Origin of the sequence: Alteribacillus bidgolensis, assembly GCF_002886255.1 — a bacterium.
In the GTDB taxonomy this organism is placed as follows: Bacteria; Bacillota; Bacilli; order Bacillales; family Marinococcaceae; genus Alteribacillus; species Alteribacillus bidgolensis.
The window spans coordinates 1830697-1849903 of the sequence record NZ_KZ614149.1 but is presented as its reverse complement, the minus strand read 5'-3'; the positions used below and the strand labels follow the sequence as shown (position 1 = coordinate 1849903).

Sequence of the window (19207 nt, the reverse complement as noted above, 5' to 3'; positions counted from 1 at the left end):
TTACTCCATAAATGGGTAAGGAATTCACCTCCAAATGAAAAGTATAGTGTTTTTTTATTATTCTGTTTTAAGATTTAATGGTAAACAGTATAAGAAAAACTAACATTCAGTATTAGGACTCGGCGAGAAGCTCTGTTTTTTTTAATTCAAGGTCTTGTTATCTCTAAATAGGTGAGTAACACGTTGTTTTTTGTTCTAGGATTTTAATAACAGCAGTTCCTCAATGTTAATTTTATTAGTACTTTACAATTTTTCTTTTTCCTTATTTTTGTCTAAATAAACAATTTCCATAATAAAAACTTGGAAAGGGAAAGATGTCTTTCTTCCAGGGTTTCTTGTTAAAGTTCTATGCTGATGTTTTGGCATGACATCTTCTACACAATCCTCTCCATGCTTCTCACTATGTTTTTGCACAAGTCATCTTCTATAGCCTGACTAATATTGCCCATAAGCTCCAGAGTTGTTTAGCAAATCGTTCTTTTAGGATGCTGTTATCAAATTTTGATTTAGGGAAATATCCTCAGACCAAAAAAATGAAATATTATGTGAAATGTTCCTTTAGATGTTGTTATATTTTGGTAGGGATATGTTACACTGACCGTCAATATGAATAGTAAAGGAGTATCAAAATGAGTAAAAAATGGTTATTAAGTTTAACCCTTGCTGTATCTGTACCTGTTATAGCTGCATGCAATAGTGAGGATGAAACAGCTGGAAATAATTCTGAGGAGCCAAATACGCAGGAAGAAGAGTCTGCTGGCGATAGCGAACAGGGAGAAGGTAATGCAACTCAAGAAGGCGAAGAAGATGCTGAACAGGCAAAAATGCCCGAACCTGACTTAGAAGGAACTCCTGACGTAGTGGCAGAAGTAAATGGGGAAGAAATAACAAAAGAAGAGTTTGAGTCTACATATGAAAGCCAATTTCAGCAAGCGGCCATGCAATCACAAATGACCGGAGAAGAAGTTGACCAAACTCAATTAAAAGAACAAATTGCAGAGAGTTTGGTTGGTACTAAACTTCTAACCCAGGAGGCAGATAATCGTGGCTTTGATGCTTCACAAGAAGATATTGATGAAACATTGGATGAATTAGTAGAGCAAAACGGGGTTGAATCAGAAGAGGAGTTTATGGCTGCCATAGAAGAACAAGGTATGAGTGAGGAAGAGGTATTGTCTCAAGTTGAAACCCAAGTAGAAGTAGATCAGCTTATTGCTGATGAGACTGGTGACATAGAACCAACTGAAGAAGAACTGGAGGAAGCTTACGATCAGATGACAGCTCAACAAGAGCAAATGGGTGGAGAGGAAGCAGAAGTCCCATCTTTTGATGAAGTAAAACCAGATCTTAAAGAACAAGTAAAAATGCAAAAAGAAGGGGAAGTAACTCAATCGCTTATTGAGGAGCTTCGTGAAGGTGCTGACATTACTGTCAACTTATAGTATTTAAAAACCAGGTCCCATTTCGGGCCTGGTTTTTAATTGTATTCCTTTTGGCACCCACTATATATGGATATTATGAGCATCTCCATTTACAATGAAGTGATAGCAGCTTGTTTATACATAGACTAAAGTTTTTCACTCTTTCTATAACGAAAAACCCCGTGTTTCATCATAAAAAAGCTTCCAGTAAAAGATAAGAACATTGCTAATCCCTTTGAAATGTTTTGAAAAACAAAAGAGGGAAGACTTAAGAGATCTTGGGTATAAAACAAATTTAATATTCCTATAAAAAATAAATTGTTAATCATCCAAGCTATTAAAGCTTGTAAAAGAAAAAAAGCCTTTTCTTTCCATCCAAAATCTGAAAAGTGATAAAAAGTAAACCGTGAATTCCAGAAGTAACTATTTGTAATAGCGCAAAAGTAGGCAAGAGAATTAAAGATGAATAACAACGTGTTATTGGAAGTAGGCCAGATCCATAGGAAAAGATTCAATATTACAATGTCAATTGCTGCATTTAAAATACCAATTGAACTGAATTGGAAAACTCGCTTTTTCACTTCTATATCCTCCAATGTTAAAATAATTGCCTCACATTTAAAGGATAGACATTGGATGGTTTCATTCTATAACTTAAGGTTTTCCATTCATGCTAACTAAAGGAGACAGTCTTATCTCTAGGTAATCAATAAAAAGTCACGTTATTGATAAGTATAGAAAACCTAATTAAAAATTATTTATTTGTTAATCCCCTTGGAATGCCTGGCTGTTGTTCTTTTGTCCACGTACTCTTTGCAGGGATCTTTGATTCATCAGCACGATGTTTATACTTTTTCGCCACGTCAGTAACTTCTTGAAATAACCCCTCATCCAGAGTAACAGGCTCTAAACCTTTTGATAGGAAAAGATTATTCTCTACATGCAGGTCGTTTTCAGCAGCCTCTTTACGTGGATTAGAAACGTATGCCACTTCTCCACCAGTAATCTCGCTGACAAGTCTGGCCAAGTCATTAATTTGGTGAGTTTCGGTCATCTGATTAAATATCATTACTTTCTCCTCGCGATGGGGTGGGTTTTCTATCGCCAGCTGAATACAACGAACTGTATCTTGAATATGAATGAATGCACGTGTCTGGCCGCCTGTTCCGTGAACGGTAATAGGATAGCCAATGGACGCCTGCATTAAAAAGCGATTTAATACTGTGCCGTAGTCCCCATCATAATCGAAACGATTGATTAGCCTCTCATCAAGTTTTGTCTCTCTTGTATTGGTGCCCCAAACGATTCCTTGATGAAGGTCCGTAATTCTTACATTGTCATTTTTGTTGTAATAATGGAAAAGCAGTTGATCTTGTGACTTGGTCATGTGATAAATGGAACCGGGATTGGTTGGATATAGAATTTGCTGTTCCACTCGTTCTCCGGTTTCTGTTTGAACTTCGATGTCGAGATAACCTTCAGGAATCTTCATTCCAGCCGTACCATAGCCATAAACCCCCATTGTTCCTAAATGGACAAGATGAATATCGAACCCTGAATCCACGATAGCGCATAGAACGTTATGAGTCGCATTTAAGTTATTATTAACGGTATAGCGCTTATGTTTTGGAGACTTCATCGAATAGGGTGCAGACCGTTGCTCAGCAAAATGTACAATAACATTAGGCTGCTCCTTGTTAATTATCTGCAGCAGTTCGTCATACTCAACAGCAATGTCAATATTATAAAATCCGATCTTTTTTTCTGAAACTTCTTCCCAAGCTGTTAATCTGATGCCCATTGGCTGAATAGGAGTTAAGGATTCTGCTTCCAGTTCATTGTCAATATTTCGGCGCGAAAGATTGTCAATAATGACAACATCGTGCCCTAAGTTTGACAGGTAAAGACTTGTAGGCCAACCACAAAACCCATCCCCGCCAAGTACAACTATCTTTTTATATGATTTTACTTGCTTATTTTCCACGTCCATATTTATCACCCTTCATTTATTTTATATCAGGGAAAAGGTACATTCATTAATGAATATTACTTTAACAAAGGTAGTAATGTCTATTGCTGTCACTAACCTGTAAAAGATTACTTCATTAATAGGAACATATTTTAGTTAATGGGGGTACTTTGGAAACGTTTCTTGTTAAATCTAGAACGTTTGCTATTGGTATATTATTCATCAATAAAAAACGGTTATGGCTGCTGCCTCTAACGGGGTTATACAGGTTATGAAAAAGATTTTGACTGAATATGTCTTTGAGGTACTGCGGTTCACCGCATTGTCCTCTGTTATATATACTGTATTTAAATTATAAGCATTAAACGAATTGGAATAAAGTTTACATATGGTACATTCTAAAAGAGCAACAAGCACAGGGGAGTTCAGCATCTTAAGTAATGGGGCAGTGTATTTTTATATGGGAGTTTAAATATGGAGAAATGTTTTTTAAAAAGAGGGATCATAACAATGTTAAAAAGAAGGTTGCCTATAAAAAATGGATGGTTATTGCCTTTATATCAGTAGTAGCTGTAGTCATTAGTATTTATTTTTTTTACGACTCTCGTACTTTAAACATTGATGAATTAGATTTTTGCGGTTGATTGAGAGTTAGCGGTTAGTATATCTCAACGCCATTTGACAGGGGGAAGGACACCTCGAACAAGGTTACATTTAACCCGTTATACAATGAAGAATGTTGAAGAAAAAACAAAAACATTTGTTATTAATATTCTGAACGAAAGTGACAACGCTTTTTGTAAAGGCTGCGAATTTATTATTGATAAGGATACGGATGAAATTTTAGACAAGGATAGTGTGAACTATTGCAGCTAAGCGATAAAGCGTTTTTGTAAGTTTTTATAAAAAACAGTGACATAAATCGGTCACTGTTTCTTTTGATGATTTTCAAGGCGCAGGGATGCTTTTTGCCATTCCTGTTCGGACACAAGATAATAGCTGACCCCGTCTTGGGTATCATTTTCACCTTCTAATTCAAAAGAGCGCGTATAATTTAAAGCGGATCGATAGCTTGTGAATAAGGTTCGGATATCGTCCATCGTCATGTTAGTTTTTACATTTTCCCCAAGTATATTTAACATGTCTTGTCCGTTAAGCAGGTTCTCCACGGAACGGGTTTTTTGCAAAAGTGCTTTAAGGACTTGCTGCTGCCGCTCGTTTCTTCCTAGATCACCACGTGGGTCTTTTTTTCTCATCCTCACATAATCAAGCGCACGTTCTCCGTTTAGTTCGATCAGTCCTTTGTCATAATGATGGGTTTTCGTATTGCCTACATTATTTTGGGAAAAAGCAAATGCATTATCTACTTCCACACCACCGAGCGTGTCAACTATTTCTTGAAAACCTTGCATGTTTGCTTCCATGACAAAATCAAAAGAATGCTGCAGTTTTTGCTCCGCTGTTTCTTTTACTAGCTTCATTCCTCCATAGCTGTATGCATGGTTTATTTTCTCCGGTTTGTTACGCCCCGGTATGGAAACCTGAGTGTCTCTTGGAATATTAAACAACAGCATCGATTCATCGTCTGGGTTAATAGAAACGGCCATAATAACATCCGCCAATCCTGGTTCACCGGGACGGTCGCCAATCCCGGCAATCAAAAAAGACACAGAGCCGCGAAGAGAATTTCTTCTCGCTTCTACAGGTATTCCAACTTCTTCTGTATAATTTTGATTCATTTTTTCAACGTTTTCAGATGCTTCGTTGTAAAGATAATAAGCGTAACCTGCTCCTGCTGCGACGACGGCAAAAAACACAGTAAGAAAAATGATGAGCGCAGCTTTCCACATTTGCAAGGCAGCTCCTTTTGCAAAGCCGGGGTCATGCGGCTTTTTCTTGAACTTTTGTTACTTTTTTAACGATAAAAATAAGAAATACTCCTGCTATAAAATATATCACTTCAGATGCTAGAAAAGAAGGTATTTCTCCTTTAAGCTGTGCAAATGTTTCCTCTTCGGCCCCAAGGTTGCCTGGGATAGATAATAAATAAGAACTCCAAAATAGGATCCACCATGCATAGATCAGCCAGACTTTTGGTGGTTCTTCGCTTTTTTGTATATCAGCCCGTTTTGCTCCGCCTTTATGTAAATGAAGCAAGGATAATAATGGGAGCACTAAATTCACCAGGGGAATAAGATAAAAAGCAACAGACCAGCCAGGGGCATAAATAGAACCATCTAGCTGTAATGCCCTTCCATTTTGGTGAACTCTGTATATCCATATAAGAAAGATTAAAATGGATACGATAAAGAAAAAGGTTTTGGGGAGATGGACGCCAACTGCTACCGCAGCTACCTTGGCCATATCTTGCGGTGCCAAGTTCTCAAAGGTGTCACTGGCGCTGTATTGGTTGTATGTATTCCATTCAATCATACTGCCGATAATAGAAGCTATTGAAAATATTAGACTAATAATGATAAAGGTGATCACCCATTTAGAAAGGGTTTGTGGAGATTTATACGTATAACTATTTTCCATTCTGTTTCCTCCTTGAAATCGGGTATCCAAGAAATACTTTAGGAGAAAAGCAAGTTTTTGACAAGCTAAATGGCATGGCATTCTAGTGAACATTACAACGGAAGTTTTCTGTTCAGAAAGCATAAACTGCTATACAATATTAGAAGAATGACAAGAAAAAAGGAGAGAGTTTTGTGGAAGTGAAAATGGCAGATTTACCAGGGATTGGGAAGAAAATGTCGTTTTTAACGGCTGAAGGAAGCATGGTTGTGCTCGTAACACATCATACTGGTAAACGGGAATTGTACTTTTTTCAAGATCCGGACGAAGACGAGGCGGATTTTTCCATGGAACTTACGTCAGATGAAACACGTGAATTAGGTGCCCAGCTTCTTGGCGCAGTCTTTCAGCCAGTTGACAGCGATAAAATGAAATTGTTCAAAAGCAAAATTGTAGTGGAATGGATCAGTTTAAAAGAAGGAACCACCTTTGCTGGAAAAACAATTGGAGAAGCAGAAGTAAGAAAGAAAACGGGTGTATCTATAGTCGGTATTTTTCGAAATGATGAAGTAATCGCAAGTCCAGGAGTGAAGGAAACCCTTCAAGTTGGAGACACCGTCATGGTAGTGGGTAAAAACAGCCAGATTTCGGATTTTGAAGAATTAGCAGAGGGGGAGGCGGACTAAAGAGTGGAAGCTCATGTGCCAGAATTATTTGCGGCAGGGCTTATTCTTCTAGCGATGTTTGCCATTGGATTTATTGGCTTGAGGTCGAAAATTCCTGATGTTTTATTATTTATTATTGTAGGTATCGCAGTAGGTGGCCTGTTAGCCGATTCTGAAATTTTATACTTTACCGGAGAAATCGGAATTGTACTTTTATTTTTCATGCTGGGAATGGAATTTCCGATCAAGCAGCTGGCAGGAATCGCAAAGAGAGTGACGCCTGCTGGTACGCTTGATCTGTTTTTAAATTTTGTATTATCTGTGATGATTTGTGTGTTATTTGGCCTAGATGCATTATCTGCTCTGTTTATTGGAGGAGTATTATATGCAACAAGTTCATCGATCACGATGAAAATGATGGAGAACACGAAACGGACGGCTAATCCAGAATCGGAATTTATACTTGGTGTTCTTATTTTTGAGGATTTAGCAGCTCCAATTATGGTAGCTGTTCTTGCTGGTCTAAGTACTGGCGAAGGTTTGAATGGATTTGAATTTTCCTGGCTGCTTGGAAAAGTGGTTCTTCTTATCATTTTTGCCATTATCTTAGGACGACTGGTATTTTTAAAACTTTCTAGATTTATAGAACGTAATGCCGGGTCAGACATATTTCATTTACTTATTATTGGAATTGCTTTTACTTATAGCGGTCTTGCTATTTATTTGGATTTATCAGAAGTACTGGGAGCGTTTCTTGCCGGTATTATGCTGGCTGAATCAAAAAAAAGCAGCAAGATGGAGCCGCTCGTATTACCTGTTCGCGAATTAACCTTGCCGCTATTTTTTCTTTGGTTCGGCACCCAAATAGATGTTGGAAACGGAATATCTTGGCCATTGCTGTTAACGGCGCTATTAATTTGGTCTGTAGTGGCTAAACTGTTTGTAGGAATGGCGGGTGGAAGGATGTATGGTCTTTCTGCTAGAGTATCTTTTCGAGCAGGGCTGTCCTTTACGCAAAGAGGCGAGTTTTCCATTATTATTGCTAGTCTTGCAGCAGCAGAAATTATGGCTTTCAGCAGTGTTTTTATTTTATTATCAACGTCCATTGGTATATTGTTATTCCTTTATGCGCCGTATTTAACAACAAAAGTGTATGGTAAGAAAAAGAAACCAGAGAAAGTAAAAGTCCCGGGTACTTAAATATAATCTTTATAAAAATTAATCCGCAGGTAATTGACATATGCATGCATATGACGTTATATTCTACCATGTACTAATAGAATAGATATGTAAAAGTAACCTCGTTAGGTGAGGCTCCTGTACGGAGAAACGCTGCTGCCCAAAAATGTCCAAAGACGCCAATGGGTCAACAGAAACCATCGATATAAGGTGGTTTTTAATGCAGCTGGGCTTTGGGCCCTATGCCGTGCAGTGCTAAAGCTCTACGAATGGGGCTGTGTTTTGTATTGCATTTGTCAAAGAGAGCACGCCTTCCATTCACAGGAGGGCGTGCTTTTAGTATTTCATCATTTATTTTTGTGACACCTTAAAGTCAGTCGAAACATTTTATATAACAAAGTGAGGTGAGGGGATTTGGATAGTTGTCCATATAGCAGGATGGGCTGGCTGGGATTACAACTTTTAGAATTTGGCAATAGAATAAAGGGAGGTCCATTTCCCCTGCGTCTCACTTGGCTGACGTAGAGAGGAACAGGATCTCTCCAGATGGAGGGATTGACCGTGGTTGAGTTAAACGAGAGTACAAGAGATGAATATATGGATTACATTATAAAAGCGGCGATGAAAAATGATATAGAACAATTTCGCCACTTGTTTTTAGAGCTGCATCCGGCTGATCAAGCCGATGTGTTTCTTCATTTAGAAGAGCTGGAAAGAAAACGGGTATATGAATTTTTAAGCCCAGAGGAATTCGCTGAAATATTTGAAGGCTTAGAAGTCGATGAACAAAAGAATATTGCACTTGAGCTGAATGATCATTATGCGGCTGAAGTATTTAATAATATGTACGCTGATGACGTAGCAGACTTTCTTAGTGAATTGCAGCAAGAAAATGTGTCGGATATTTTAAAGGCGATGGATGATGAAGATGCCGATGATGTAAGAGAGCTGCTTGCTTATGAAGAGGAAACAGCCGGCGCCATCATGACAAAAGAATTCATATCGATTAAAGCCTATGATACAGTAGGTGATGTTATCGAATTATTACGTCAAGAAGGACCAGATGCAGAAACCATTTACTACTTGTATGTTGTAGATGAAAAAGAGCGTTTGGCCGGAGTTACTTCGATCCGTGACTTAATCACTTCTATTTCTACAGAAAAGATAGAAAATATTATGAGCACACGTGTCGTTTCTGTTCACGAAAAAACCGACCAAGAAGAAGTAGCTCAACTCATTCAAAAATATGATTTTCTTGCTGCCCCGGTTGTAGATGATGATAATACACTGCTTGGGATTGTAACGGTAGACGACGTGTTGGACGTTATAGAAGAAGAAGCAACAGAGGATTTAGGAGAAATTACAGCAGCGAGAGGGTCAACAGATGTAACCTTAACATCGTTTCAAGCCGCTAAAAAAAGAGCTCCTTGGATTATTATGCTTATGTTTTTCGGTTTGGTTACAGCAGAAGTGATTGGCAGATTTGAAGAAACATTAGAAACGGTCGTGCTTTTGGCTGCGTTTATTCCGATGATTATGGGGTCGGCTGGGAACACAGGAACACAATCTTTGGCGGTATCTGTACGTGCTCTTGCGACAGGGAGTCTAGAAAAGCGCGGATTGTGGAAAACGATTATCCGTGAGTTTTCTACGGGCTTAATGATCGGTGTTATGTCCGGTGCCGTTATTGCGCTGCTGCTTGCCATTTTTTATGGAGACCCGCTACTTGGAGGAATAGTCGGCGTTTCTATTGTGTTATCGCTTGGTATGGCAAGTGTAATTGGTACGACAATTCCCCTTGTAATTAATAAATTAAAATTAGATCCTGCTATTGCATCCGGCCCTTTTATTACAACGTTAAATGACCTTATTAGTTTAATGATTTATTTCACTGTTGCAACGTCTTTAATTCAATATTTATAATAAATCAGCCGCAGACAAAATATATGTCCCGCGGCTGATTTTTTCATTTACAAGGTTTTGAGTCAGGGCGTACAATGAAAGTAGAAAGAGGAAAGGAGGAAGGGGAAATGGAAGAACAATTTGACTCTTTTTTCAAGCAAGAAGGACCCTTCTATCCGGTTCAGGGATTTAAAATGGACAGTTGGAAGCGTGCTGTACAGGACGTTATTAATGAAGTAGCTGCCGACGTTTTAAAATACAAGCAAGAAGAACGGACAGCAGTACTCCTTACTGACGTGTTTAAAGAAAAATGGCAAATGCTGTCGCCGCTTTGGTTTAGACATAATACTTCTTATTACTTGTGGCTCGTCCATGTCTCTGGCCTATTGCTCCCTTTCCTTGAAAAGGAGCCGGGTGATATGGCTGGCTGGATTCAATACAGAGAATATCCAAAAGCATGGAGCCGTCAGCATTTTACAGTTCCTATCATTAAAGACAACGAATGTTTTACCATATATATTTTTGAGAAAAACGAGAAACTTCTAACAAAAGCAGCGGAAGCAATGGCTTTAAATGTTCATTACAGCGAGGGTGAATCGCCTGAGTACCTGCAATTACGTTCGATGGAAAATGGACGAACTGCACTCTACCGTATCACCCATACAGATAGGCGAAAGCAGGGTTGAAGGCAACAACGACCCTGCTTTATTTATACTATAGGATTCCTTCACTTCCTATGGCATTGGCGAGTAAATGGTGATCGTCGGCGAGTAAATCAGCAAATTCAGATGGTATTGAAAAAAAAGGAAATTTTCATGCCCATTTGTGATTGCAGGTACCCTTGAACACAAGGCAAAAAAGCGTATAGTCGAGAAGCGGAGTGTTGCTAATCCCTTTTTAATATAGAGTTAACAAGATGATGAGGTGAAAATTCATTTGCTGAAACCCATTTCATTAATATGCTCTTTGAGAATAGTTTTTCTGTAATCCTTCTGGCGTTATACCCTTTACGCTTAAGAGTTAACGTTTGGTTAGAAAGATCTAGAAGAAAGTTAAGTTTTGCCTGCAATGCATCTTTTCCTTGCTTCACAATGCCTGCATGTCCACAGAAAACCGTGTCGATATTGTATTGGAGCACGGTTTGTAAAGATTGAATCATTTGCGGGACGGAATCTTCTCTCATTCCATAACGAAGCCTTTTCGCTAAAAATAAGTCACCTGCAAACAACCATTTTCTCTTTGGATCATATAAACTGTAATGGTCCTCAGAATGGCCAGGGGAAGGAATAAGAAGCAGCCTTCCCTCACGATGATCTATATAAGTATCGTGCAGAGAATGAGGAGTAAAAGGTTTCATATCTTTCCCCCATATCACTTTGCGGTATAAAGGCAAAGCAAACCCTTGTTTCAAAATAGAAGCTGTTTTTTCTCCGCAGGATACCTTTAAATGATTATTTCGATGTAAATAGGAAGCATTACCGCTGTGATCTTCATGATAATGGGTTAGAAAGGCTTTGTCAGGTTTTTTATCCTCTACAAAGCGGTTTATATGTGCTCGTGCACGCGGAGGCCCTGTATCAATCAACACACCTTGATAAAAATATACGTGATAAAAAAAAGTTTGGCTGCCTATTTCTAATTTTCCTGTAGCTGCTTCAAGTTCATCGTAATGTTTATTTGGTAAAACAGTATGCCGCACAATCATACAATGTCCCTCATTATTGGTTTATTGGGAAATACCAGGAGATTGCAAAAGACTTTTTAAGACCGAGCGGTTCGTTGCTATGTCCTCGAGTGTGTAACGGTCAAGAACCTGCATATATGCCTTCAGCGCTTCTTGAAGCACCCCTTTTAAGCGGCATTGTCCTGTTAATACGCAAGTGCTCTTCTCAGGGTCAAAGCACTCCACTAAATTGAGATTATCCTCTGTTTGCCGAACTACCCAGCCAATATTAATTTCTTCTGGAGTTTTGGCTAACCGTATTCCGCCGTTTCTACCTTTAATAGACTGAATAAGCCCAAGTTTTACTAATTCATGGCCAACTTTTGTGAGATGATTATAAGAAATCTGGTAAGCTGCTGCAATTTCTTTGATGCTCGCAAGCTTAGGGTGCTCAACAGCTGCCAAATAAATTAACATACGCAAAGTATAATCTGTATAAGAGGTTAGTTGCATGAGAAACGCTCCATCTATGATAGATTTTAATAACTATATATTATCATATTTTCACCAAATAGACATAAGAAGGCATTTAAATATGCATTTAAAATACTCATTTTATGATAAGATAAACATGTATTATAAATGTATATTTAAATAAGGGGGGACTTTTTGATGAGTCAAAGTAAAACCGCTTTGAATCCAAAAACAATTGAAACAGTTAAAGCCACTGCTCCGATTTTAGAAACAAGGGGAGAGGAAATTACAACTCACTTTTATAAGAGAATGTTTGAAAGAAACCCGGAACTGTTAAACGTATTCAACCAAACGAACCAAAAAAAAGGCCGGCAGCCGCAGGCATTAGCACATGCTGTATTAGCTGCGGCAAAAAACATTGATCAACTAGAAAACATACTGCCTGTTGTAAACCAAATTGCCCATAAACACCGCAGTCTTCAAATTAAACCAGAACAATATCCTATTGTTGGAGAGAACCTGCTTGCTGCTATCAAAGAAGTGTTAGGTGATGCAGCGACAGATGATGTCCTTAGCGCTTGGGAAGAAGCATACGGTGTCATTGCTGATGTGTTTATTTCAGTAGAACAAAAAATGTATGAAGAAACTGCCCAGCAGTCCGGCGGATGGGATGGATTCCGTGCATTTACGGTTGATAAAAAAGTACCGGAAAGCAATGTTATTACTTCCTTTTATCTTCGCCCGGCAGACGGCGGCAGTCTTCCATATTTTGAACCTGGGCAATATATAACTGTCAAAACTGAAATACCAGGAGAAGAGTTTCTGCATCTTAGACAGTATTCGTTATCTGATGCGCCCGACAAAGATTATTTCCGTATTAGTGTAAAGCGGGAAGAAGGGTCAGACTCGCTTCCTGAAGGGGTCGTGTCTAATTATCTTCATCGTTCAGTGAACGAAGGGGATGTGCTTGAATTAACTGCACCTGCGGGGGATTTTTATCTGCAGCCTGCGGACCGGCCGGTAGTTCTTATCAGTGGCGGAGTTGGGCTCACTCCATTAATGAGCATGTTTAATACACTTGTCGAAGAAAACAGACGACCTGTTACATTTATTCAAGCGGCTCAAAGCAGCTCACACCATGCTATGCATGCTCCTGCAGCCAAAGCTGCTGGTGAATGTGACAAGGTATCATATCACGTATGCTACGATGTTGTAACGGAAGAAGATAATACAGATCCTTATATACAAAAACAAGGCCGTATTGATAAAGAATGGCTTGCATCGCTTTTGCCTGAAAAAGAAGCAGATTATTATTTCTGCGGACCGCTTCCTTTTCTTCAAGCTATTAATCATATGTTGAAGAGTGATTTCAACATTCCAGAAGAACGCATGCATTTTGAATTTTTCGGTCCAGCTGCAGATTTAGAAACAAATTAAATTTTCTCGCCCTCCCCTTTTGTTTGACAGACCAATAATTAGGGAATTCTAGTCAAAGATCTTAGAAAGGGGGGGCAGTATGAAATACTTTTGGAAACGGCTTCTTCTTATTCCGCCCATTGCGGCGATGATCTACGGCATGTTTAAACCTCTTCCTAAAGGGTTAGCGATAAAAGGAAAAAAGCGTAAAGTGAAAGATTTACAATTTTTGTACTTTAAGAATGTTTAACTTTGTTAAAGGGTTAAAGTATAAGCAAAACTACGGCTTCCGCCATTTGGACTTGGCGGTAAGCCAAGTATTTCTAATATAATCTTTGGTATGAAAATAAGGAACCTGTTTGGGAAAGTAATTTGTACCTTAAAATGTTAAAAATGATTGAAGAAGCTGAATCCTTCATTGTCCTTGATCAGTTTTTGTTTAATGATTATCATTGCCATGAAATAGAATGCCCAAAGGCTGCAAAAAGTGTAACCGAAGCTTTAGTGGAGAAAAAGAAAGCATACCCCGATATGAAGATTATGTTTATTACTGATCCGGTTAATACGGCGTATGGCACTCATGAATCTCCTCACTTAAGCAGGCTTAAAAACAATGGGATTGAAGTAGTCATGACGAACTTACGCAAAATTCGTGATGCAACCCCTTTAGTAGCAGGTTTTTGGAGATCTTATTTTCAATGGTTTGGAACAAAAGGTTATGGATGGCTTCCGCATGCAATGAGTAAAAAACAGCTTTCTTTAACACTGCGAACGTATTTGAAAATGCTGAATTTAAAAGCCAACCACCGAAAAGTAATGTATACAGATCGTGAAGCACTGATCTCCTCTTTTAATCCCCATGATGCCAGTGCTTATTTTAATAATATCGGATTTGCCGTTAAAGGAGATATTATAGATGATGGTCTAGAATCTGAACAAGCAGTAGCTGCATTTAGCGGAGGCTCTATTTTACCGCAGCGGACAAAAAAGATGAAAAGCAGAGCTTCACCTGAACATAAAGAAGATGCAGCGATTCAGCTTCTCACAGAAGGCCAGACGCGAGAAGAAGCAGTAAAGTTAATTAACAAAACAAAAGCAGGAAGCAAAATACATTTGGCCATTTTATACCTTTCAGATACAAAAATTATTAAAGCACTACTTAAAGCTCACCAAAGAGGAGCTAATATTAAAATCATTTTTGATCAAAACATGGAAGCGTTGGGGCAGCGTAAAAATGGTATTCCGAACAAACCGGTAGCTTACGAGCTTATGAAAAATAAAAAAGAAAACCTTGAAATTCGCTGGTATGAAACAAAAGGGGAACAGTTTCATACAAAGCTGATGCTGATTGAAGAAGATGATAAAGTATTTGCTCTTGGCGGTTCTGCTAATTTCACACGAAGAAACTTAAAAAATTATAATTTAGATGCCAGCGTACTTGTAGAAGGAACAAAAGATACACCTGCATTAAGAGACGTACAACTATTTTTTGCCGGCTTTGGTTTAATAAGGGTGCATACTATACATTTCTTTTTGAAGCTAGAAAAAATGCATCGTTATGGCTTAAATGTTTGTATCACCTGCAAAAAATCACGAATACATCTACTTATTAAATGAGAACAGAAAGACTGCTCGGATTACTGAAGCAGTCTTTTTGTTTTTAACACGGCTTCGTCAAACTTCAACAGCCGGATAAAATAGTGATTGTGGACATTCGTTATTCATTCTATTTACATTTTTAACAGGTAACTTACTATTTCTTTCGATGAAAAGCAGGGGCTGTACCAGGTAACAAATTACTTTGATGTTTTTACAGAACAATGAAGCGAATGATTTATATGTTAACGAAACGTTTACATGAAACATGAGCTTTATTCACATCAAGTTAAAAAATGTTTTCTACAATAAGAGGTAGACACTTAATTCTACACGTTTAAATAGTAATGAGTGATGACAAGGAGGACATGTAATGAAAAAATTTAGATGGATCGGTTTTACTTTATTAACATCCATGGTATTAGCAGGATGTGGCGATAATGAGGGAGCATCTGGAGAAGAAGCAAGTATATCTGGAACACTAAGTTTCTACACCTCTCAACCTGATGAAGACGCTAATGCGTTAGTATCTGCGTTTAATGAACAGTATCCGGAAGTAGAAGTGGATATTTTCCGCTCTGGAACAGAAGAAGTAATCAGTAAAGTGCAAGCTGAAAATCAGGCTGGTGATATTCAAGCTGATGTCATGCTGGTGGCGGACGCTGTAACATTTGAAAGTTTAAAAGAGCAAGAGCTGCTGTTACCTTATGAATCTGAAGAGTCAGAAGGCATTTCAGAAGAATTCATTGATCCGGAACATACATATTATGGAACAAAAATTATGGCAACGATTCTAGCTGTAAATACAAACGAAGTGAACTCTATTCCAGATTCCTGGGATGTTCTCACCTCAGAAGAAGCTCATGATAAAGCAATAATGCCAAGCCCGTTATATTCTGGCGCTGCTGCTTATAATGTTGGGGTAATGAGCCGAAAAGATGGATTCGGCTGGGAATACTTTGAGAATCTAAAAGAAAACGGTATGACAGTGGTGCAAGGCAATGGAGGAGTACTTCAAGAAGTAGCATCCGGGGAAAAATCGTATGGAATGGTTGTTGATTTTATCGTTGCCAGAGCTAAAGCAGAAGGATCACCTATTGAGCTGGTTTATCCTTCAGAAGGTGTGCCCGTTATTACCGAACCAATTGGAATAATGGAGGAGACAGATAACGAAGAAGCGGCCAAGGCTTTTGTCGACTTTGTGCTGTCTGAAAAAGGACAGGAAGTTTCTGCAGAATTTGGATATACACCTATTAAAGAAGGTATTGAAGTGCCGGAAGGATTAAAAAACATAAATGAATTTGATGTTCTTTCCCATGACGTAGCAGAATTGCTGGAAACACGGGAAAAGGACAAACAGAAATTTGAACAAATCTCAGACGAATAATAGATTGAGGAGATATTTTATGGATCAGCAAGTACATCCAAAAAGAGGAAAGGACGTGATTTCATCCCCCTCTTTTTCCTCTAATGCTATTTTAAATCGAAAGGTGATTATTGCTGTATCGTTATTAATAGTACTTATTTTTTTTATTTTGCCTGTGCTTCGTCTGCTTGCGTTAAGTTTCACAGGCGAAACAGGCGCCACGCTCAGTCACTACAGCCACATATTATCAGAACGAAGAACGTGGTTTGTCTTGAAGAATACCTTTTTTATGGTGCTTGGATCTACTATTCTCTCGATCACTTTAGGGGTGATCTTGGCAGGTGTGGTAACGTACAGCGATATTAGGGCGAAACGTTTCATTCATATTTTTGTGTTGCTGCCTTTTATTATCCCATCTTATATAGTGACCCTTTCCTGGACTCAATTAATGAGCTCAAATGGCTGGATTGCTAATGTTCTTCAGTTATTCCCAGGGGAAATAGAACCTTTAGATTTATATAGTTTAGAAGGAATGATTTTTATACTTGGTTTATCGCATTATCCGTTAGTATATCTATTTACGGTGGGAGTTTTAAAAAAAATACCACGTGAATTAGAATGGGCTTCTAGATCCTCTGGAGCAAGCAGATTGGCGACATTGCGCAGAGTAACGCTTCCGTTAGCTTTGCCGGGTATAGCGGGGGGCGGTCTTTTGGCTTTTTTGGCAAATCTTGATAATTTTGGTATACCTGCTTTTTTAGGGATACCGGCTAATATTCCGGTGTTAAGCACGGCCATTTATCAAGAAGTAGTAAATATAGGTCCGCAAGCGTTTTCAAGAGCAGCAACATTATCCGTTTTATTAGGCGGCACTGCCGTCATAGGAACACTTTTACAGTGGCTGTTTATTAGAAAATCAAAGCAGATGGAAACGCCGCATGAAGACCGAAAACCGCGTTTTTCCTTTGGAAGGTATCGTGTATGGGTAGAAGCAGCATTATGGATATTTCTTTTATTTATTAGCTTTGTTCCTTTATTTTCGATGGTTTCTTCTTCTTTAATACGTACGTACGGTCTTAATTTTTCATGGGAAAATATGACGCTGAATCACTACAAGTTTGTGCTTTTTGAAAATGATAAAGTGCAAGCTTCCCTGGCCAACAGTTTAATTCTAGCTTTAATTACGGCTGTCACTGCGCTAGTAATAGGGACCATAATCGCATACTTACGGATCAATAGGCCTTCTTCATTTACGAGGTTTTTAGAAGTAGTCATTAGCATTCCTTATGCTCTTCCAGGAGTAGTCTTAGCTCTTGCGATGATTTTTGCTTGGATGGAACCCCTTCCTGGGTGGAATCCAGGAATTTATGGAAGTATTTGGATCTTAATCATTGCCTATGTTACCCGATTTATGATCTTGCAAGTCAGAGGAAGTGTTACGGCTTTTATGCAAGTAGACCGTTCGATGGAAGAAGCATCTCACATTTTTGGAGCAAAGGGATATACCAAGTGGAGGAAAATCATGACACCGCTCATTCTGCCGGGGGTTTTGGGGGGAGCATTTTTAGTATTTCTCACGGCTCTAACGGAACTTACGGTTTCTTCGTTGCTTTGGTCTTCCGGCAGCGAAACGATCGGGCTGGTTATTTTTAATTTTGAACAGGCAGGCTATACAACACATTCTACGGCGTTTTCTTCCGTCGTTGTTTTCTTGCTATTAATTGGTATTGGTTTAATGATTGGTTTACAAAACCTTTGGAATAAGAAGGTGAAAAACGTATGAGCACAAAGATACTTGGAGTGACTAAAAAATTCGGCAGCACTACTGCCATTTCTTCGATTGAAGCCGAAATGAAAGAAGGGGAATTCATTGCTATACTAGGTCCTTCTGGGTGCGGGAAAACAACTCTTCTGCGATTACTTGCAGGCTTTGAATCTCCTAGTGAGGGGCATATAGAAATGAACAACGAGCAAGTAGCTTCTCCTACGCATTTAACTCCACCCGATAAAAGAAATATAGGGATGGTTTTTCAATCTTTTGCCTTGTGGCCTCATTTAACAGTTAAAGAACAAGTTCGTTTTCCTCTCCAACATCATAAGTTTGTACCTAAAGAACTAAAAGCCGATAAAGAAGCTCGTATTAAAGAAGTGCTGGAAATGGTGAACTTATGTGGATATGAAGATCGAATGCCTCATGAATTATCTGGCGGACAAAAACAAAGGGTTGCTCTGGCACGGGCTATCGCTGCAAAACCTACACTTCTCTTAATGGATGAACCATTAAGCAGTTTGGATGCTGAATTGCGGCTGGAGATGAGAAATGAAATTCAAAAGATCCATCGCCTCACCCAAACGACAGTTATTTATGTGACACATGATCAAGGAGAGGCATTAGCCATGGCCGATCGAATTATTGTGATGAAGGATGGGGCGATTGAACAAATCGGGAAACCGGAAACTGTTTATCGTTTTCCACAAACCGAATTTGTAGCATCCTTTGTAGGAAAAGCCAATTTAGTCCATGGCTTTTGGAAAAATGGAGAATTTCATCCTAATGGCAGCGAAATGGTTGCTTGGGATAAAAAAGATATATCCCCTTACTTTATGAAAAAAAATATCATGCCGGTTCGGCCAGAAGAATTAAGTCTTAGCAAAAAGGGAAACGGGATATCAGGTTATGTGGAAAACGTACAATTTCAAGGAAAAGACCTTCATTATACTGTTCAAGTAGGAGAGGAGAAGTGGACAATTCATAGTCCGGCTGATGAATTTTTTCACCCTGGAGATCAAGTCATCATTTCGCTTACGGAAAAAAGATGGAGCGCCTATCAAGGTGGACAAAAGCTTATCTTTTCTTCCTGACAAACAGACAGCAATAGCTGCAATGGTTTAAGAACAAGTTAGGAGCACTGCACTTAGAAACTTTTAACAATATTTTTTAAACCTGTTGGGAAACGATTAATTTTCCAACGGGTTTTGTACCTTTAGAAAAATTTTAATAGGAACGAGTAATGGAATGACTATTAGCGGTGAAACAGG

Annotated in this window: 17 protein-coding genes and 1 riboswitch; of the genes, 11 read left to right on the top strand and 6 right to left on the bottom strand. The window is 38.7% G+C overall.

Going from position 1 to position 19207, the window contains the following annotated elements; genetic code table 11:
- Positions 1-629: 629 nt before the first annotated feature.
- The gene (locus CEF16_RS09365) at positions 630-1442 is read left to right on the top strand and encodes a SurA N-terminal domain-containing protein (RefSeq protein WP_091586797.1); all 813 of its coding nucleotides are present in this window, start codon (positions 630-632) and stop codon (positions 1440-1442) included.
- 125 nt (positions 1443-1567) lie between these two features.
- Here the strand turns inward: CEF16_RS09365 and CEF16_RS09360 are convergent, their stop codons facing one another.
- The 4 genes from CEF16_RS09360 to CEF16_RS09340 form a co-directional block, all read right to left on the bottom strand.
- Positions 1568-2002, bottom strand: a complete 435-nt coding sequence (locus CEF16_RS09360) for a GtrA family protein (protein WP_170031782.1) — start codon at positions 2000-2002, stop codon at positions 1568-1570.
- A gap of 173 nt (positions 2003-2175) precedes the next feature.
- Entirely contained in the window at positions 2176-3411 is a 1236-nt protein-coding gene (locus tag CEF16_RS09355) for an NAD-dependent epimerase/dehydratase family protein (RefSeq protein ID WP_091586795.1), read from the bottom strand.
- Positions 3412-4316: 905 nt separating this feature from the next.
- Positions 4317-5240 (bottom strand): LCP family protein, encoded by a 924-nt coding sequence (locus CEF16_RS09345; RefSeq protein WP_091586793.1) that lies wholly within the window; start codon positions 5238-5240, stop codon positions 4317-4319.
- 31 nt (positions 5241-5271) lie between these two features.
- Positions 5272-5928: a DUF4328 domain-containing protein gene (locus CEF16_RS09340; protein ID WP_170031777.1), complete on the bottom strand. Its 657-nt coding sequence runs from the start codon at positions 5926-5928 to the stop codon at positions 5272-5274.
- A 173-nt stretch (positions 5929-6101) separates the two neighbouring features.
- On the opposite strand from CEF16_RS09340, the gene CEF16_RS09335 reads away from it, so the two are divergent.
- The 4 genes from CEF16_RS09335 to CEF16_RS09320 all read left to right on the top strand — a co-directional run bounded on the left by CEF16_RS09335 (position 6102) and on the right by CEF16_RS09320 (position 10339).
- The gene (locus CEF16_RS09335; protein WP_091586791.1) at positions 6102-6593 is read left to right on the top strand and encodes a cation:proton antiporter regulatory subunit; all 492 of its coding nucleotides are present in this window, start codon (positions 6102-6104) and stop codon (positions 6591-6593) included.
- 3 nt (positions 6594-6596) lie between these two features.
- The gene (locus tag CEF16_RS09330) at positions 6597-7772 is read left to right on the top strand and encodes a cation:proton antiporter (protein WP_245917817.1); all 1176 of its coding nucleotides are present in this window, start codon (positions 6597-6599) and stop codon (positions 7770-7772) included.
- Positions 7773-7865: 93 nt separating this feature from the next.
- Positions 7866-8032, top strand: a riboswitch (M-box (ykoK) riboswitch).
- A gap of 280 nt (positions 8033-8312) precedes the next feature.
- Complete coding sequence (gene mgtE / locus CEF16_RS09325; protein WP_091586790.1) at positions 8313-9674, top strand: magnesium transporter; 1362 nt, start codon at positions 8313-8315, stop codon at positions 9672-9674.
- A gap of 107 nt (positions 9675-9781) precedes the next feature.
- On the top strand, positions 9782-10339 hold the full coding sequence (locus CEF16_RS09320) for a hypothetical protein (RefSeq protein WP_091586789.1): 558 nt from the start codon (positions 9782-9784) through the stop codon (positions 10337-10339).
- Between the two features lie 200 nt (positions 10340-10539).
- Here CEF16_RS09320 and CEF16_RS09315 read toward each other — a convergent pair whose 3' ends face one another.
- Positions 10540-11358, bottom strand: coding sequence for an MBL fold metallo-hydrolase (locus CEF16_RS09315; RefSeq protein ID WP_091586788.1), 819 nt, complete (start codon positions 11356-11358; stop codon positions 10540-10542).
- 21 nt (positions 11359-11379) lie between these two features.
- The gene (locus CEF16_RS09310) at positions 11380-11829 is read right to left on the bottom strand and encodes an RrF2 family transcriptional regulator (RefSeq protein WP_091586787.1); all 450 of its coding nucleotides are present in this window, start codon (positions 11827-11829) and stop codon (positions 11380-11382) included.
- Positions 11830-11988: 159 nt separating this feature from the next.
- On the opposite strand from CEF16_RS09310, the gene hmpA reads away from it, so the two are divergent.
- The 6 genes from hmpA to CEF16_RS09285 all read left to right on the top strand — a co-directional run bounded on the left by hmpA (position 11989) and on the right by CEF16_RS09285 (position 19030).
- Positions 11989-13227 carry an NO-inducible flavohemoprotein gene (hmpA, locus tag CEF16_RS09305; RefSeq protein WP_091586786.1) on the top strand — a complete coding sequence of 413 codons (1239 nt, stop codon included), beginning with the start codon at positions 11989-11991 and terminating at the stop codon, positions 13225-13227.
- Positions 13228-13306: 79 nt separating this feature from the next.
- A complete protein-coding gene (locus tag CEF16_RS23730; protein ID WP_170031774.1) occupies positions 13307-13456 on the top strand; it encodes a hypothetical protein in 150 nt (49 codons plus the stop codon).
- A gap of 122 nt (positions 13457-13578) precedes the next feature.
- On the top strand, positions 13579-14823 hold the full coding sequence (locus CEF16_RS09300) for a phospholipase D-like domain-containing protein (protein WP_091586785.1): 1245 nt from the start codon (positions 13579-13581) through the stop codon (positions 14821-14823).
- A 352-nt stretch (positions 14824-15175) separates the two neighbouring features.
- Positions 15176-16189, top strand: coding sequence for an ABC transporter substrate-binding protein (locus tag CEF16_RS09295; protein WP_091586784.1), 1014 nt, complete (start codon positions 15176-15178; stop codon positions 16187-16189).
- A 19-nt stretch (positions 16190-16208) separates the two neighbouring features.
- Positions 16209-17951, top strand: a complete 1743-nt coding sequence (locus CEF16_RS09290) for an ABC transporter permease (RefSeq protein WP_245917816.1) — start codon at positions 16209-16211, stop codon at positions 17949-17951.
- A complete protein-coding gene (locus CEF16_RS09285; protein ID WP_091586783.1) occupies positions 17948-19030 on the top strand; it encodes an ABC transporter ATP-binding protein in 1083 nt (360 codons plus the stop codon). The genes CEF16_RS09290 and CEF16_RS09285 overlap by 4 nt, the downstream gene beginning before the upstream one ends.
- The last annotated feature ends 177 nt before the right edge of the window (positions 19031-19207 follow it).

Bases quoted from the DNA above. Each gene is read 5' to 3' on its own strand.
- CEF16_RS09365 (WP_091586797.1), top strand. From the start codon at position 630: ATGAGTAAAAAATGGTTATTAAGTTTAACCCTTGCTGTATCTGTACCT.
- CEF16_RS09295 (WP_091586784.1), top strand. From the start codon at position 15,176: ATGAAAAAATTTAGATGGATCGGTTTTACTTTATTAACATCCATGGTA.
- CEF16_RS09355 (WP_091586795.1), bottom strand. From the start codon at position 3,411: ATGGACGTGGAAAATAAGCAAGTAAAATCATATAAAAAGATAGTTGTA.
- CEF16_RS09320 (WP_091586789.1), top strand. From the start codon at position 9,782: ATGGAAGAACAATTTGACTCTTTTTTCAAGCAAGAAGGACCCTTCTAT.
- hmpA (WP_091586786.1), top strand. From the start codon at position 11,989: ATGAGTCAAAGTAAAACCGCTTTGAATCCAAAAACAATTGAAACAGTT.
- CEF16_RS09340 (WP_170031777.1), bottom strand. From the start codon at position 5,928: ATGGAAAATAGTTATACGTATAAATCTCCACAAACCCTTTCTAAATGG.
- CEF16_RS23730 (WP_170031774.1), top strand. From the start codon at position 13,307: ATGAAATACTTTTGGAAACGGCTTCTTCTTATTCCGCCCATTGCGGCG.
- CEF16_RS09285 (WP_091586783.1), top strand. From the start codon at position 17,948: ATGAGCACAAAGATACTTGGAGTGACTAAAAAATTCGGCAGCACTACT.
- CEF16_RS09290 (WP_245917816.1), top strand. From the start codon at position 16,209: ATGGATCAGCAAGTACATCCAAAAAGAGGAAAGGACGTGATTTCATCC.
- CEF16_RS09310 (WP_091586787.1), bottom strand. From the start codon at position 11,829: ATGCAACTAACCTCTTATACAGATTATACTTTGCGTATGTTAATTTAT.
- CEF16_RS09315 (WP_091586788.1), bottom strand. From the start codon at position 11,358: ATGATTGTGCGGCATACTGTTTTACCAAATAAACATTACGATGAACTT.
- CEF16_RS09345 (WP_091586793.1), bottom strand. From the start codon at position 5,240: ATGTGGAAAGCTGCGCTCATCATTTTTCTTACTGTGTTTTTTGCCGTC.